We start from the raw sequence: 14,027 nt of genomic DNA, 5'->3' as shown, positions 1-14,027 counted from the left end.
CGGCCTCTGCGATGGGAGGGGGAATCGGCGTCACGCCTGGGCGGATCGGCCTCAGACGGTCGGGACGGCCTCGATGATGGAGATCGGCGCGGAGGTGGGGACGGCGCGGGTGAGGGTGAAGCCGGCCTTCGCGAACAGTTCGCGGTACTCGTTGAGCGTGCGCTCCTGGGCGCCCAGCATCAGCATCAGCCAGAGGTCGATGGCCTGGCCGAGGTGGTGTTCGTTGCCCTCCGGGAGGAGGTACTCCATGACGAGCAGCTTGCCCTCGGGGCCCATCGCCTCACGGGCGTTCTTCAGCGCCGTGATCGCGTCTTCCTCGGAGAAGTCGTGAATGATGTGCTTGAAGAGGTACGCGTCGCCGCCCGAGGGCAGCTTGTCGAGGTAGCCGCCGTGCTCGATGGTGAAGCGGTCCGCGACGCCGGCGGCCTCGAAGTACGCCTGGGAGTCGACGGTCGCGACCTCGGAGTCGTACAGGACGCCCTTGACGTTCGGCGCCTTCTGGAGGATGCCCGCGAGCAGGTTGCCGCGGCCGGCGACGACGTCGACGACGGTGTTGAACTGCGAGAAGTCGTACGCCTCCACGAGCGGGGCCGTCTCGGACTCGGAGAGGCCGCCGAACGCGTGGAAGAAGACCTGCGCGTACTCGGGGTTGGCGTGGAAGAAGTCCAGGGCGCCCATGCCGCGCAGCTTGGGCAGGTTCGGCTCGCCGGTCTCGACGGCCGTGAAGAGGTGACCCCACTCCTCGTGCAGGAAGGGGTGGCTCATGAGCACGGCGAAGCCGCGCATGGTGTCCGGGGCGTCCTCGCGGAGCTTGTCGGAGAGCGCGGTGTTCTCGAAGGAGCCGTCCTCGCGGACCGCGAAGACGCCGTGGCCGGCGAGGGCGCGCAGCACGCGGCGGGTCGACTTGGCATCGGCGCCGACGCGCTTGGCGATCTCCTCGACCGCGAGCGGGCCGTCGGCGAGGACGTCCGCGACGCCGAGCTTGGCCGCGACGGAAAGGGCCTGGGTGATGACCGCACCCTGGATGAGATTGAGCAGCGCGTAGGAATCGGACTGGTCGCGAACCTCGGGCGTTGCGGACATGACTTTCCTTTCGAAGCGCCTTTTTCGTGGATTCCTGGACGATAGGTCGGCACTTCTCGGGCCCGCAACCATGGTTTTTTGAATGTGTTGACTTGAACGTTCAACCGGAGAATCCAGGCGGTTGAACACCGCTACCTCCACCCCGTCTCGACCGGGAATCCGGCCTTCCTTGTCAGGTTGTCCCGGCATCACATACACCCCGAGAAGGAGCAGACGGAATGGCGGACAAGGGACAGCAGGTAGCGCTGGTCACCGGCGGCACCAGCGGCATCGGCCTGGCCGTCGCCGAGAACTTCGCGCGCCAGGGCCACAGCGTCTTCATCTGCTCGCGGAACGCCGAGAAGGTCACCGAGACGGTCGGCAAGCTGCGCGCGGAGGGCTACGAGGTCGACGGCGCGGCCGCCGACGTCAGCAAGCCGGAGGACGTCACCGGTCTCGTCGAGGCGGCTGTCGCGCGCTACGGCAGCATCGACATCCTGGTCAACAACGCGGGCCGCAGCGGCGGCGGTGTGACCGCGGAGATCACCGACGAGCTCTGGTACGACGTGATCAACACCAACCTCACCAGCGTCTTCCTGGTGACCCGCGCCGTCCTCACCATCGGCGGCATGCGCGAGAAGCAGAGCGGCCGGGTCATCAACATCGCCTCCACCGCCGGCAAGCAGGGCGTCGTCCTCGGCGCCCCGTACTCGGCCTCCAAGCACGGTGTCGTCGGCTTCACCAAGGCCCTCGGCAACGAGCTCGCCCCCACCGGCATCACGGTCAACGCCGTCTGCCCGGGGTACGTCGAGACGCCGATGGCCCAGCGCGTCCGCCAGGGCTACGCCGCCGCGTACGACACCTCCGAGGACACCATCCTGGAGAAGTTCCAGGCCAAGATCCCGCTCGGCCGCTACTCCACGCCGGAGGAGGTCGCGGGTCTCGTCGGCTACCTGGCCTCGGACACCGCCGCCTCCATCACCTCGCAGGCGCTCAACGTCTGCGGCGGACTCGGCAACTTCTGATCACACCCGCCGAGACGGCAGAGACATCGAGGAGGCCGACGTGCCGCACACCACCCCGACCCCGGTGGACTTCTGGTTCGACCCGACCTGTCCCTGGGCCTGGCTGACCTCCCGCTGGGTCCTGGAGGTCGCGGCGCACCGGCCCCTCGATGTGCGCTGGCGCATCATGAGCCTGACGGTCCTCAACGAGGGCCGGACCGACCTGGACGAGCGCTGGCACCGCGACCTGGCGCTGCGCATGGAACCCGTACGGGTCTGCGCCGCCGCCGAGGAGCGGTACGGCTCCGGGATCCTCGGCCGGCTCTACACCGAGCTCGGCACCCGCTTCCACCTGGCCAAGGCGCCCAAGGAGCGGGGCACCTACGCGGCGGCGCTGGCCGCCGCGGGCCTCGATCCCGGCCTGGCCGAGGCGGCCGGGTCCGAGGCGTTCGACGGCGCGGTGCGCGCCTCGCACGACGAGGGCATCGGACGGGTCGGCACCGATGTGGGCACCCCTGTCCTCGCGATCGGCGACGTGGCGTTCTTCGGTCCCGTGGTGACTCCCACCCCGCGGGGCGAGGACGCGGTACGGCTTTGGGACGGCGTCCTCGCCGTGGCCGGGACCGACGGTTTCTTCGAGCTCAAGCGGACCCGCACCCGCGGTCCGCTCTTCACCTGAGGGCCCGGTCAGTGGTGTGCCCCGACCGTCGGAGGCGTCCAGTTCTCGGCCAGCCAGCTCTCCAGGGAGACCAGGTCGGGCCGCTTGCCGCGCAGCGTCGGCAGGTCGGCCCGATAGCCGTCCCGCTCGAACCAGTCGAACATGTTGGCGAGGTCCTCGCGGGCCGCGCGCAGCGGTTCGATGGGCAGCTGCTGGAAGCGGGTCGGGACTCCGGAGACCGCCTCGAAGGCCGCGGCCATCTGCGGGCCGGTCAGGTCGTCGCCGGCGATCTCCACCGTCCTGCCGAGCCAGCCCTCCGGGTCCTCGAAGGCGTCCGCGGCGAAGACACCGATGTCGCTCGTCGCGATGAGCTGCACGGAGGTCTCCGGGTCCAGCCACATGGCGAGGACCAGTCCGTCCTGGACCCGGCGCGGGGCGATGTCCAGCAGGATGTCGTGGAACATGACCGGACGCAGCACCGTCAGCGGCAGGTCCAGCGACTTCAGGTACTCCTCGATCCGCAGCTTGCTCTCGAAGTGCGGGACCCGCGTGTCCCGGTCCGCGCCGCCGACCGAGCTGTAGACGAAGTGCTTCACCCCGGCCCGTACGGCCGCGTCGGCCACCGCCCTGCCCTGGCGCTCCTCCGCCTCGCAGCCGCCGGGGCCGCGGAAGGTCTGGACGCTGAACACACCGTGAACGCCGTCCATCGCCGCCACCAGCGAAGCCTCGTCGTCGAGGTCGCCGCGGACGAGCACGGCACCCGCCTCCTCGAGGGCCTTGGCCTCTTCCTTGGCCGGGTCGCGGACGAGCGCCCGCACCGCGTGGCCGCGGCGGAGCAGTTCGCGGGCCACCGCCCCGCCCTGCCGGCCGGTACCACCCAGCACCATGATCGTCTCTTCAACCGCCACTGCCTGTCTCCATGTCTGTGGTCCGCCGGTTGCTCGCCCGGCGTGACATCGGGTCGTGCTCGCCGTAAGGGTCGTACGGGTGGTGCGGGATCAGGCCGCCGACAGCACCTTCAGCTGGAGCAGCGAGTTGACGAAGTCGACCAGCTGCCGCGCGGTGTTGATGTCGCCGAGCTCGTCCTCGCACAGCTCGATGCCGAAGTCCCGCTCCAGCTGGCTGTACGTCTCCAGGAGCGCGAGCGAGTCGTAGTCCAGGTCCTCGAAGGTGCGGTCCGGCGCCTCCACGAGCGAGAGCGCGTCCTCGGCCTCGCCGGCGCACTGGAGCATGATGGTCTGGAGGTCACCGATCGTGATCTGCTGCAAGGCCATGCCTCTTTCTGTGTGGATGGGCGTTCCGCGCTACCACGGAACGGGGCCTTCGTCCGCCAGGCAGGCGCCCGACGGGCCGGTCTCGTCCAGGAGGGCGAGCCGGACCGCGATCCCGGCGCCCTCGGTGGGCGTCCGGTGGCCGCGGTGGTGGTTGATGTCGGTGGCCACCACTCCGGGGAGGGCGGCGTTGACCTTGATCGGGGTGTCGCGCAGCGCCTTGGCGTAGGCGACGGTGACGGCGTTGAGCGCGGTCTTCGAGGACTGGTAGGCGATCATGTCGAGGCCGGCCAGCGGGGAGTCCGGGTTCGCGTTGAGCGTCAGCGAGCCGACGTGGCTCGACAGGTTGACGATCCGGCCGGCCGGGGAGCGGCGCAGCAGCGGCAGCATCGCCCCGGTGACGGTGACCACGCCGAAGACGTTGGTCTCGTAGACCTCGCGGAGGTCGGCGGCGGTCGCCTCGGGGGCCGTGCCGGTGAAGCGGCCGGCGATGCCGGCGTTGTTCACCAGGACGTCCAGGCGCCCGTGGCGCCGCTCGATCGTGGCGGCGGCCTCGGCCACGGAGGCCGGGTCGGTCACGTCGATGACCACCGCCTCCGCGGTGATGCCGTCGGCGGCGAGGGCGTCCGCGGCCTGCTTGCCGAGGACCTCGTCGCGGGCCCCGACGAGCACGACGGTCCCCCGCTCACCGAGCTGCCGCGCGACGGCGAAGCCGATGCCCTTGTTGGCGCCCGTGATGAGGGCAATCTTCTCGACCGGCACGTCTCTGCCTCTCTCCCTTTTCTCGGGGACCGAATTGCTCATGCAGTGAAGGTAGTAAGCGGCAAATCCCGGGAGCACCTCCGACATTGCCATCGGGTCCAGCGTTCAACCCGTTCCATATCGGCGTTCAAGCAGGTGCATTCCACAGTCGAACGCCATTCCCTCGCGCGCGCGTATTCCTTCATTGCGACCGAACAGGCCGCTGGGTAGCTTCCTCTCACATGAAAAACACTGACGTCATCGTCGTCGGAGCCGGCCCGGTCGGCCTCATGCTGGCCGGAGAACTGCGCCTCGGCGGAGTGGACGTGGCCGTCTACGACAGAGAGCCCGCCCCTTCCGGAGAGTCCCGCGCCCTCGGGTTCAACCGCCGCGCCGCCGAATCGCTCGGACAGCGAGGGGTGCTCGACCGGCTCGGCGCCTTCCGCTGGGGCCCGATGGGCCACTTCGGCGGGGTCCGTTTCGACCTCGGCATGCTCGACGAGGACCACAGCGGAGTCCTCGGCCTCTCCCAGGCACGCACCGAGGAGGCGCTCGCCGGCTGGTTGGCCGAACTCGGCGTGCCGGTCCTGCGCGGGCGCGAGGTGACCGGGCTCCGGGAGACCGAGGACGCCGTCGTCGTCTCGTACGACAGCCCCGAGGGTCCGGGCGAGGAGTCCGCCGCGTACGTCGTCGGCTGTGACGGCGCGGGCAGCACCGTCCGGCGGCTCGCCGGCATCGCGGCCCCCGGCTGGGCGGCCACCCGCGGCATGTACACCGCCGAGATCACCGGGGTCGCCCTGCGTCCACGGCCGATCGGCGAGCGCCTCCCCGGCGGCTCCATGGTCGTGTGCACCCCGGTCGGCGAGGGCCGCTTCCGGGTCGTCGTCCACGACCTCGCGCTGCCCGCGAACCCGGACACGGAGACGCTGACCTTCACGGAGGTCGCGGACGCCTGGCAGCGGCTGACCGGCGAGTCCATCCACGACGCCGAGCCGCAGTGGCTGTGGGCCACCGGCAACTCCGCCGCCCTGGCCGAGGAGTTCCGGCGCGGCCGCATCCTCCTGGCGGGCGACGCCGCTCACGAGATCCCGCCGCTGGCGGCCTGGGGCCTGAGCGCCGGCATCCAGGACGCGGCGAACCTCGGCTGGAAGCTGGCCGCCACGGTCAGAGGCTGGGCGCCCGAGGGGCTCCTGGACACGTACGACGCCGAACGCCGCCCGGTGGGCCGGGAGTTGATCCGCAACGCCCGCGCCGCCGGGAAGATCTACCTCGGCGAGGAGGCCATGGACCCGGTCCGCGAGGTCATGGGCGAGCTGCTCACCCACAAAGACGCGGCGGAGCAGGTCGCGGGGATCGTCAGCGGTCTCGGTGTCCGCTACGAGCTCGGCAAGGGCGAGCACCCGCTGCTCGGCCTGCGGATGCCGCCCGCACGCGAACTCACCCTCACCGACGGCACCGTGACCCGTGTCGCCGACCTCCTGCACACCGGACACGGCCTCCTCATCACCACCGACCCGGCCCTCGCCCGCCTCACCGAGGGACTCGAAGACCGCCTCGACCTCGTCACCGGCACCTGGAACCAGGCGTACGAGCCCGGCCTCGACGCCGTCCTCGTCCGCCCCGACGGCCACGTCGCCTGGACCTCCCCCGGCACCGTCGACGAGCTCACCGACACCATCGCCCGCTGGTTCGGCACCGCCCAGCGGTGACCGCCCCCCTGCGGAACCCAGGAACCGACAAGGAGACACGCATGTCCAGGGACGTCATAGTTGTCGGAGCGGGCCCGGTCGGCCTGATGCTGGCGGGCGAACTCACGCTCGGCGGCGCGGACGTGGTCGTCTACGAACGTCTGGCGGCCCCCGCGCGCGAGTCGCGCGGCGCCAGCTTCACCAAGCGCACCGCCGAATGCTTCGACCAGCGCGGACTGCTCGGCGGCCTCGGCCCGACCGAGCCCGCCGACGCGCACTTCGGCGGGGTGCCGATCGACCTCGACCCGCTGGCCGAGGACCACTACGGGCACCGGGGCGTGCCGCAGTTCCGCACCGAGCGGATGCTGGGGGAGTGGGTGACCGGGCTCGGTGTGGAGATCCGGCGCGGCCACGAGGTGACCGCCGTCGAGGAGACCGACGGGGCCGTGCGCGTCTCCGCGACCGGCCCGGACGGCCCGGTCGAGGAGACCGCCGCGTATCTCGTCGGCTGCGACGGCGGGCGCAGCTCGGTCCGCAAGCTGGCCGGGATCGACTTCCCCGGCACCGAGGGCCGGCGCGGCTTCCTCACCGCCGACGTCACGGGCATCGAGACCCGCAAGCGGCGCATCGGCGAGAACCTGCCGGGCGGCAGCATGATCATGGCGATGGACCTGGAGAACGGCGTCACCCGCGTCGTCGTCCACGAGGCCGGCACGGCGCCGCGCGACCGCGCCTCCCTCACGTACACCGATCTGGCGGACGCCTGGCAGCGGCTCACCGGCGAGTCCCTGCACCACGGGGAGTGCCGCTGGCTCAGCTGCTTCACCGACACCTCGCGGTCCGCCGCCACCTACCGGCGCGGCCGGGTGCTCCTGGCGGGCGACTCCGCGCACGTCCAGCCGCCGGCCATGGCGCAGGGGCTGAGCGTGGGCGTGCAGGACGCCGTCAACCTCGGCTGGAAGCTGGCCGCGACGGTCAAGGGCTGGGCTCCGGAGGGGCTGCTCGACACGTACAACGCCGAACGGCAGCCGGTCGGCGCGCAGTTGGCACGCAACGCACGAGCCGCGATCGAACTGCGGCTCACCGGCGAGGACATGGACCCGGTCCGCGAGATCATGGGCGAGCTGGTGCGCCACGAGGGCGCCGCCGAGCACCTGGCGGGGATGCTGAGCAACCTCGGTGTCCGCTACGAGCTCGGCAAGGGCGAGCACCCGCTGCTCGGCCTGCGGATGCCGCCCGCACGCGAACTCACCCTCACCGACGGCACCGTGACCCGTGTCGCCGACCTCCTGCACACCGGACACGGCCTCCTCATCACCACCGACCCGGCCCTCGCCCGCCTCACCGAGGGACTCGAAGACCGCCTCGACCTCGTCACCGGCACCTGGAACCAGGCGTACGAGCCCGGCCTCGACGCCGTCCTCGTCCGCCCCGACGGCCACGTCGCCTGGACCTCCCCCGGCACCGTCGACGAGCTCACCGACACCATCGCCCGCTGGTTCGGCACCGCCCAGCGGCAGTAGGGCGGGGGTCCAGCCGGTCTCGACCGGGGTTCGGGGAGCCCCGTCGAGACTGCCGACACATCCGCCCCGGCGCCGATCGCGGCGCCGGGGCGGCTACGACACCGTAACCATGAAGGAGCTGGTGGAATGGCTGGCAGCGAACGGGATCAGGCGACCGGCACGCCGCACGTGGTCGTCGTCGGAGGAGGCATCGCGGGCCTCTCGGCGGCGTTCCATCTGCGGAACGAGCCGGTGCGGGTCACGGTCCTGGAGGGGTCGGACCGGCTCGGCGGCAAGCTGAAGGTCTCCGAGGTGGCGGGCGTCCTCGTCGACGAGGGCGCGGAGTCGCTGTACGCCAACCGCCGCAAGACCACCGGCCTGATCAAGGACGCCGGGCTCGGCGAGCGGATCATGTCGGCCGGGGTGACCGCCTCCGCGATCTGGTCCAGGGGCGAGATCCGGCACCAGCCGAACCGTCAGTTCATGGGCGTGCCCTGTGACATGGACGACCTGGCCCGGTCCGGCGTCCTGTCCGAGGAGGGGGTCGAGCGCGCCCGGCAGGACCTGTTCCTGCCCTCCTTCGACCGGGACGGGGACATGTCGGTCGCCGACTACGTCGGGGGCCGCTTCGGCAAGGAGGTCGTGGACCGCCTCGTCGAGCCCTTCCTCGCGGGCGTGTTCTCCGGCCGCGCCGAGGAGCTGTCCTTCGAGGCGACGCTGACGCCGCTGGCGAAGGCCTCCCGGCGCCAGGCCTCCCTCGCGGACGCGGCGGGCGCCCTGGTGCCGGTCCTCGCCCCGGGTGAGAAGCCGCCGCCGGTGAGCGTGGCGACCCTCGAGGGCGGCTTCGGCTCGCTGCCCGAGGCCGTCGTGCGGGAGACGCTCGCCGCGGCCCCCGGCACCGTCTTCCGTACCGACGCCCCGGTCCGCGAGCTGGCGCGCTCCGCCGACGGCTGGCGGATCACGGTCGGCGCGGCCGGGGCGCCGGAGCTGATCGAGGCCGACGCGGTCGTCATCGCCACCCCGGCGGGACCGGCGAGCAGCCTGCTCGCCGGCGTCCCGCTGGTCGGCGCAGCCGTCGCCGCCCTGGACGAGGTGCGGTACGCGAGCGTGGCCGTGGTCACCCTTGCGTACCCGAAATCGGCCTTCCCCGGCGGCGGGCTCTCCGGCCGCGGCTACTCGGCGTACCGGGTGCCGGCGGTGGAGGGGAAGCTGGTCAAGGAGGTCACCTTCACCACGGTGAAGTGGCCGCACCTGGCCGGCGAGGTGGAGATCGTCCGCTGCTTCCTGGGCCGCTTCGGCGAGGACCGGGTGCTGGGTCGGGACGACGCCTCGCTCGTCGCGGTGGCGGCGGCGGAGCTCGCCGAGGCAACCGGCGTGACCGGCGTCCCGGTCGAGTCCCGGGTGAGCCGCTGGCAGGACGCCCTGCCGCAGTACACCGTGGGCCACCTGGACCGGGTGAAGCGCATCCGGGATTCCGTGGCGACCCAGCCGGGTCTCGCGGTGTGCGGTGCGCTGTACGACGGCGTGGGCGTGGGTGTCTGCATGGCCACCGCGCGCAAGGCCGCCGACGAGGTGCTGTCCTGGCTGGCGAAGAAGGGCGACGCGGCCCGGCCGGTCGCGGCAGCCGTCTGAGGAAGTCCGCCCGGAACGAGCTCTCGTTCCGGGCTTCTTCATGCCCGGAGACCCGTACGCATGACGAAAGTGTCCGTACCCCTCGGGGTACGGACACTTTCGTCATGCGTACGGGCTGGGCATCAGCGGTCCAGGACGGCCGCGAACACCTCCGCCAGGACCTGCTCCGCGTCCTCGACGCCGTCCGTGCCGCGCCAGGCCACGTGCTGGTCGGGGCGGATCAGGAGCGCGCCGGCCTCGCCGATCCCGCGCACGGCCGCCCAGCCACCGTCCACGTCCTCGTACGCGCCGCCCGCGCCGACCCGAACCGTGGTGACGGGCACCGAGAACTTCTCGGCCGCCCGAGCCGCCGCCTCGGCCCACGCGTCGCCCTCGGCGCCCGTGATCAGCGTGAAGCCGCCGGTGCCGGTGAGGTCGAGGGTGGAGAGGCGCTCGCCGTCCTTGGCGAGCCAGGCGTGCGGCAGCCGGTGGCCGGGGCGGGAGGTGGGCGTGTGCTCGTTGCGCATCGGGACGCGGACCGGCGGCTCGCTGCCGTCGGGGACGATCGCGCCCGCCTCGTAACCGAAGCCGACCTCCATGTCGAGCGACTGGCAGCCGCCGCGGTGGGTGTGGAAGATCTCCAGGGCACGCGCCCTGGTGGTGTCGCCGAGCCAGGACGGGTCGAAGTACGCCGCCAGACGCTGGCCGCGGCGGCCCGCCGGGATGTTGTGGCCGGCGCCGATGGCATCGATGACGGCCTGGTGGTGCTGGGCGGCGGAGACGGCCCAGTCGACGTTCTGGCGGCCGATCGGCCGGCGCTCGGCCTCGTACGTGTCGATGAAGCTCTCCGGCGCCTGGCCGCTGAGGATGGCCGCCAGCTTCCAGGCGAGGTTGTGCGCGTCCTGGATACCGGTGTTGAGGCCGAGGCCGACGGCCGGCGGCTGCTTGTGGGCGGCGTCGCCGGCGATGAGGACCCGGCCCACGCGGTAGCGGTCGGCGAGGATCGCGTCCACGATCCAGTCGGTGACCTTGTGGACGGTGATCTCCAGGTCCGGGATGCGGAGCAGCTCCCGGATGCGCGGGATGACGGTCTCGGCGTCCCAGCGTCCGGGCGGGCCCGGGGCGAAGTGGAGGCCCCACTGCTCGCACTTCTTGCCCCAGCTCGGTCCCATCTCGATGAGGTTGCTGGAGAGGTCCGGGTCCTCCGGGCTGAGGAAGTGGGTGATGAGCGTGCCCTCCTCCCACCACTCGGACAGGTCGGCGGAGAAGTACGCGGTCGTGGTGTTGACCAGTCCGGGCGGGCCCTCCATGCGGATGCCGACCTTCGGGCCGACGAACTTCCCGCCGTCGGCGCCGATGAGGTACTTGGCCTTGACCGTGGTGGTCTCGCCGGTCTCGACGTTCCGCAGCTCGGCGAGGACGTGGTCGCCCTCGTCGGAGAAGGTGGTGACCTCGTGGCCGAAGAGGACGCGGCCCGGATTGCGCTCCTCCGCGTGGCGCTTGAGGATCGGCTCCAGCCACATCTGCGGCAGCTTGGCCGGCAGGACCGGGCCGACCGCCGCGTACGTCTCCGTCAGCTCACCGCCGCCGAAGGCGTCCATCTCGTGGATGAGGCGCCGGTCCATCGGACCGTCGCCCGCGAGCGTGGTCATCCAGCGCACCTTGCCGAACAGCTCCAGCGGCGCGGCCTCGGCGAGGACGTCGTCCGCCATCCCGTGCTGACGGAAGATCTCCATCGTGCGCTGGTTGAGGTAGTGGGCCTTCGGAATCCTCGACGTGTCCGAATGGCGCTCCACCAGCAGGTGATCGACGCCCTGGTCGGAGAGGAAGACGGAGGCGGACAGACCGCATCCGCCGCCGCCGACGATCAGGACCGGAACCTCGATTGCTGCCATGTTCGCCCTTCCAGAAATGACGGATGCCTTGCCCACGCAGCCTGGCAAGGCGCTCTGCAGCTCCGGTCAAGAACGGCTGGACTCCGCCTCCGCGCGGCCGGTCAGGAGGGTGACACGGCCCGCGGGGACGGAGTCGTCGGGGGGCGCGGGGGACGCCGCGGCCGGGGCGTGTCTCAGCCGAGCCAGGCACCGTCGCGCATCAGGCCGCGGCCGGCCAGCTCGTTCGCCTCGCGCCAGGCCTGCACGCGCCGCGGGCGGATGCGGAAGTACTGGTACGGCTCCTTCAGTTCGCGCGGGTCGAAGCCGGTCTTCGCCGCGAAGGCGTCGCCCGTCTCCTGCCCGAGCTCCTCCGTGTCGACCGGCTCCGCCACGCCGTCGACGATGACCACGTCGCGGGTCGGGCCGATGCCGATCCGTACCCGGCCGTCGGCGAGCATGTTGCGCCCGGTGACCGAGGCGCGCGGGGTCGACACGAGGATCGCGGAGCCGTCCCACAGGAACGAGAGCGGAATGAGGTGGACCCCGCCGCCGTCCGCGCCCGCCGTCGACATCCACAGGTCGACGTCGTTCTCCAGGCGCGTACGGGTGTCCTTGAGCCGCCCCTCCAGCGTCCGGGGTGCCGCCACGTCCGTCATGCTTCCTCCATCACTGTCGGGAAGTCTCCCCGGCCGGGGAGTTCTTCGCTCCTGGGGGTCTTTCGGTCCTGGGGGTCTCGCCGGTACGAGGGCACGGCGGCCGCCACGGCCGCCGATGCCCCCACGGCCTCGCGCACACCGGTCATGTCGTGTGCGCGGTGCGTCACGAAACGCACATGTCCGTTCGGGAGGGGCATGACGCGCACACCGTGTGCGGCGAGGCCCGCCACGCAGGCGTCCGGGCCGAGACCCGGGATCCGTGCCATCACCATGTTCGTCGGGTGCGCCGGACTCAGCACCTCGACACCGGGTACGGCCCGGAGTCCGGCGGCGAGCGCGGCCGCCGTCGCGTGGTCGGCGGCCAGCTCCGGCAGCCGCCCGAGGGCGACGAGCGCGGGCGCCGCGACCACCCCTGCCTGGTGCAGGGAGCCGCCGAGCCCGGTGCGCAGCTCGCGGGCGCGCGCGACGTACGCGCGACCGCCGCCGAGAAGTGCGCCGACGGGTGCGCCGAGGGCCTTGGACACCGAGAAGGCAACGCTGTGGGCGGGTGCGGCGAGCGCCGCGGGCGGGACGCCGAAGGCGACGGCCGCGTGGGCGAGCCGGGCCCCGTCGAGGTGGAAGTGGGCGCCGTACCGGTGAGCGAGGTCGGCGACGGACCGGGTCGCAGCCTCGTCCAGGGCGTTGCCGGAGCGCATCATGCTCGTGTTCTCCAGGCAGACCACGGTGGGACGGCCGGCTCCCGCGGCGAGCAGCGCCTCCAGGCGGTCGGGGTCGGGGAGCCCGTCCGCGTCCTGTTCGACCGTGACGGGGGTGAGGCCGCCGAACCGCCGCAGCCCGTCGGCCTCCAGGAACCCCATGTGGCTGTCGGCCCCGACGATCACCCGGATCCCCGCCAGGTCGGGGAAGGCCGCGAGGGGCGCCAGGAGGTTGGCCATGGTGCCGGTGGGCACGAACAATGCGGCCTCGGTGCCGAGGAGTTCGGCGGTACGGGCTTCGAGCTCGGCGACCGTCGGGTCGTCGCCGTACACGTCGTCACCGACCTCGGCCAGGGCACTCGCCGCACGCATCCGCTCGTCCGGGACGGTCCGGGTGTCGCTGCGGAAGTCCAGCCGGGGATCCGGTACGGGCACGGGAGCGCCGGTCACCACGGCTACCGCCCCGGCCGGTGGGCGACCCAGACGGCGCGCGGCCTGGTATAGCCCTCCACCGCGTGGAGGCCCAGTTCGCGTCCGTATCCGGACTGGCCGAAGCCGCCGACGCTGACCGTCTCCTCGGTGTCGCCCCAGGTGTTGATCCACACCATGCCGGCGCGCAGGGCCCGCGCGAACCGCTCGACCCGCCCGGAGTCGGAGGTCCAGACGGAGGCCGACAGGCCGTACGCGGAGTCGTGGGCGAGCGCCAGGGCCTCGGCCTCGGTGTCGAAGGCGACGGCGGACAGGACGGGCGCGAAGATCTCCTCGCGCCAGGCCCGGGAGTCGGCCGGCACCTCGTCCAGGACGACCGGGTGGACGTAGAACCCGCCGTCGAGGTCGTGGCGTACGGAGATGGCACCGGGCGGCAGGACGACCCGCGCGCCGCGCGCCGCGGCCTCCGCCACGACCGTGGCCGTGCGGTCGACGGCGGCACGGCTGATCAACGGACCGAGGTCGGTGGCCGGGTCCTCGGGACGGCCGACGCGCAGCTCCGCGGCGAGGGCGGCGACGCGGGCGACGAACTCGGCGCGTACGGCCCGGTCGACGATCAGCCTGGTTCCGGCCACGCACATCTGGCCGGTGTTGCCGGTGAAAGCCGTGACGACGGCACGCGCGGCGGCGTCGAGGTCGGCGTCGCGGAAGACGACGACGGGGCTCTTGCCGCCGAGTTCGAGGGAGACCGGCTTGAGGCCGTCGGCGCAGCGGCGCGCGACCTCGCGGCCCGCGGCCGTGGAGCCGGTGAAGGTGACCGTGCCGACGGCCGGGTG

13 protein-coding genes are annotated in these 14,027 nt (G+C 72.2%); 5 read left to right on the top strand and 8 right to left on the bottom strand.

The genetic code is table 11. The features are described from left to right. Positions 1 to 51 precede the first annotated feature (51 nt). On the bottom strand, positions 52 to 1,083 hold the full coding sequence (locus ABZ318_RS02365; protein WP_356900615.1) for a methyltransferase: 1,032 nt from the start codon (positions 1,081 to 1,083) through the stop codon (positions 52 to 54). 218 nt (positions 1,084 to 1,301) lie between these two features. Between ABZ318_RS02365 and fabG the strand changes: the two genes are divergently transcribed. Both fabG and ABZ318_RS02355 read left to right on the top strand, forming a co-directional pair. Continuing rightward, on the top strand, positions 1,302 to 2,087 hold the full coding sequence (gene fabG, locus ABZ318_RS02360; RefSeq protein WP_356900614.1) for a 3-oxoacyl-ACP reductase FabG: 786 nt from the start codon (positions 1,302 to 1,304) through the stop codon (positions 2,085 to 2,087). Positions 2,088 to 2,127: 40 nt separating this feature from the next. Then, entirely contained in the window at positions 2,128 to 2,745 is a 618-nt protein-coding gene (locus tag ABZ318_RS02355) for a disulfide bond formation protein DsbA (protein ID WP_356900613.1), read from the top strand. A gap of 8 nt (positions 2,746 to 2,753) precedes the next feature. Here ABZ318_RS02355 and ABZ318_RS02350 read toward each other — a convergent pair whose 3' ends face one another. The 3 genes from ABZ318_RS02350 to ABZ318_RS02340 form a co-directional block, all read right to left on the bottom strand. After that, on the bottom strand, positions 2,754 to 3,632 hold the full coding sequence (locus tag ABZ318_RS02350) for an NmrA/HSCARG family protein (protein ID WP_356900612.1): 879 nt from the start codon (positions 3,630 to 3,632) through the stop codon (positions 2,754 to 2,756). A 90-nt stretch (positions 3,633 to 3,722) separates the two neighbouring features. Beyond that, positions 3,723 to 3,998 (bottom strand): phosphopantetheine-binding protein, encoded by a 276-nt coding sequence (locus ABZ318_RS02345; RefSeq protein ID WP_356900611.1) that lies wholly within the window; start codon positions 3,996 to 3,998, stop codon positions 3,723 to 3,725. 30 nt (positions 3,999 to 4,028) lie between these two features. Then, positions 4,029 to 4,757, bottom strand: coding sequence for an SDR family oxidoreductase (locus tag ABZ318_RS02340; RefSeq protein WP_356900610.1), 729 nt, complete (start codon positions 4,755 to 4,757; stop codon positions 4,029 to 4,031). Positions 4,758 to 4,978: 221 nt separating this feature from the next. Between ABZ318_RS02340 and ABZ318_RS02335 the strand changes: the two genes are divergently transcribed. The 3 genes from ABZ318_RS02335 to hemG all read left to right on the top strand — a co-directional run bounded on the left by ABZ318_RS02335 (position 4,979) and on the right by hemG (position 9,558). Further along, positions 4,979 to 6,445: an FAD-dependent monooxygenase gene (locus ABZ318_RS02335; RefSeq protein WP_356900609.1), complete on the top strand. Its 1,467-nt coding sequence runs from the start codon at positions 4,979 to 4,981 to the stop codon at positions 6,443 to 6,445. 41 nt (positions 6,446 to 6,486) lie between these two features. Then, complete coding sequence (locus ABZ318_RS02330) at positions 6,487 to 7,947, top strand: FAD-dependent monooxygenase (RefSeq protein ID WP_356900608.1); 1,461 nt, start codon at positions 6,487 to 6,489, stop codon at positions 7,945 to 7,947. Between the two features lie 126 nt (positions 7,948 to 8,073). Further along, positions 8,074 to 9,558 carry a protoporphyrinogen oxidase gene (gene hemG, locus ABZ318_RS02325; protein WP_356900607.1) on the top strand — a complete coding sequence of 495 codons (1,485 nt, stop codon included), beginning with the start codon at positions 8,074 to 8,076 and terminating at the stop codon, positions 9,556 to 9,558. Positions 9,559 to 9,680: 122 nt separating this feature from the next. Here the strand turns inward: hemG and ABZ318_RS02320 are convergent, their stop codons facing one another. From ABZ318_RS02320 to ABZ318_RS02305, 4 genes are all read right to left on the bottom strand, one after another. Beyond that, entirely contained in the window at positions 9,681 to 11,432 is a 1,752-nt protein-coding gene (locus ABZ318_RS02320; RefSeq protein ID WP_356900606.1) for an FAD-dependent monooxygenase, read from the bottom strand. A gap of 173 nt (positions 11,433 to 11,605) precedes the next feature. Further along, a complete protein-coding gene (locus tag ABZ318_RS02315; protein ID WP_356900605.1) occupies positions 11,606 to 12,067 on the bottom strand; it encodes a pyridoxamine 5'-phosphate oxidase family protein in 462 nt (153 codons plus the stop codon). Next, positions 12,064 to 13,197: a GntG family PLP-dependent aldolase gene (locus tag ABZ318_RS02310; protein WP_356900604.1), complete on the bottom strand. Its 1,134-nt coding sequence runs from the start codon at positions 13,195 to 13,197 to the stop codon at positions 12,064 to 12,066. Before ABZ318_RS02310 ends, ABZ318_RS02315 begins: the two co-directional genes overlap by 4 nt. A 20-nt stretch (positions 13,198 to 13,217) precedes the next feature. Beyond that, the coding region (locus tag ABZ318_RS02305; RefSeq protein WP_356900603.1) for an aldehyde dehydrogenase family protein at positions 13,218 to 14,027 on the bottom strand (810 nt) is incomplete at its 5' end.

The sequence above is a fragment of the Streptomyces sp. NPDC006197 genome (assembly GCF_040613865.1).
Lineage (GTDB): Bacteria > Actinomycetota > Actinomycetes > Streptomycetales > Streptomycetaceae > Streptomyces.
The sequence above is the reverse complement of the archived record's forward strand: the minus strand, read 5'-3'. Positions and strand labels throughout refer to the sequence as shown.

What these genes read in the sequence shown, in the direction of transcription:
- ABZ318_RS02320 (WP_356900606.1), bottom strand. Translation starts at nt 11,432, where the DNA reads ATGGCAGCAATCGAGGTTCCGGTCCTGATCGTCGGCGGCGGCGGATGC.
- ABZ318_RS02330 (WP_356900608.1), top strand. Translation starts at nt 6,487, where the DNA reads ATGTCCAGGGACGTCATAGTTGTCGGAGCGGGCCCGGTCGGCCTGATG.
- fabG (WP_356900614.1), top strand. Translation starts at nt 1,302, where the DNA reads ATGGCGGACAAGGGACAGCAGGTAGCGCTGGTCACCGGCGGCACCAGC.
- ABZ318_RS02335 (WP_356900609.1), top strand. Translation starts at nt 4,979, where the DNA reads ATGAAAAACACTGACGTCATCGTCGTCGGAGCCGGCCCGGTCGGCCTC.
- ABZ318_RS02345 (WP_356900611.1), bottom strand. Translation starts at nt 3,998, where the DNA reads ATGGCCTTGCAGCAGATCACGATCGGTGACCTCCAGACCATCATGCTC.
- hemG (WP_356900607.1), top strand. Translation starts at nt 8,074, where the DNA reads ATGGCTGGCAGCGAACGGGATCAGGCGACCGGCACGCCGCACGTGGTC.
- ABZ318_RS02315 (WP_356900605.1), bottom strand. Translation starts at nt 12,067, where the DNA reads ATGACGGACGTGGCGGCACCCCGGACGCTGGAGGGGCGGCTCAAGGAC.
- ABZ318_RS02365 (WP_356900615.1), bottom strand. Translation starts at nt 1,083, where the DNA reads ATGTCCGCAACGCCCGAGGTTCGCGACCAGTCCGATTCCTACGCGCTG.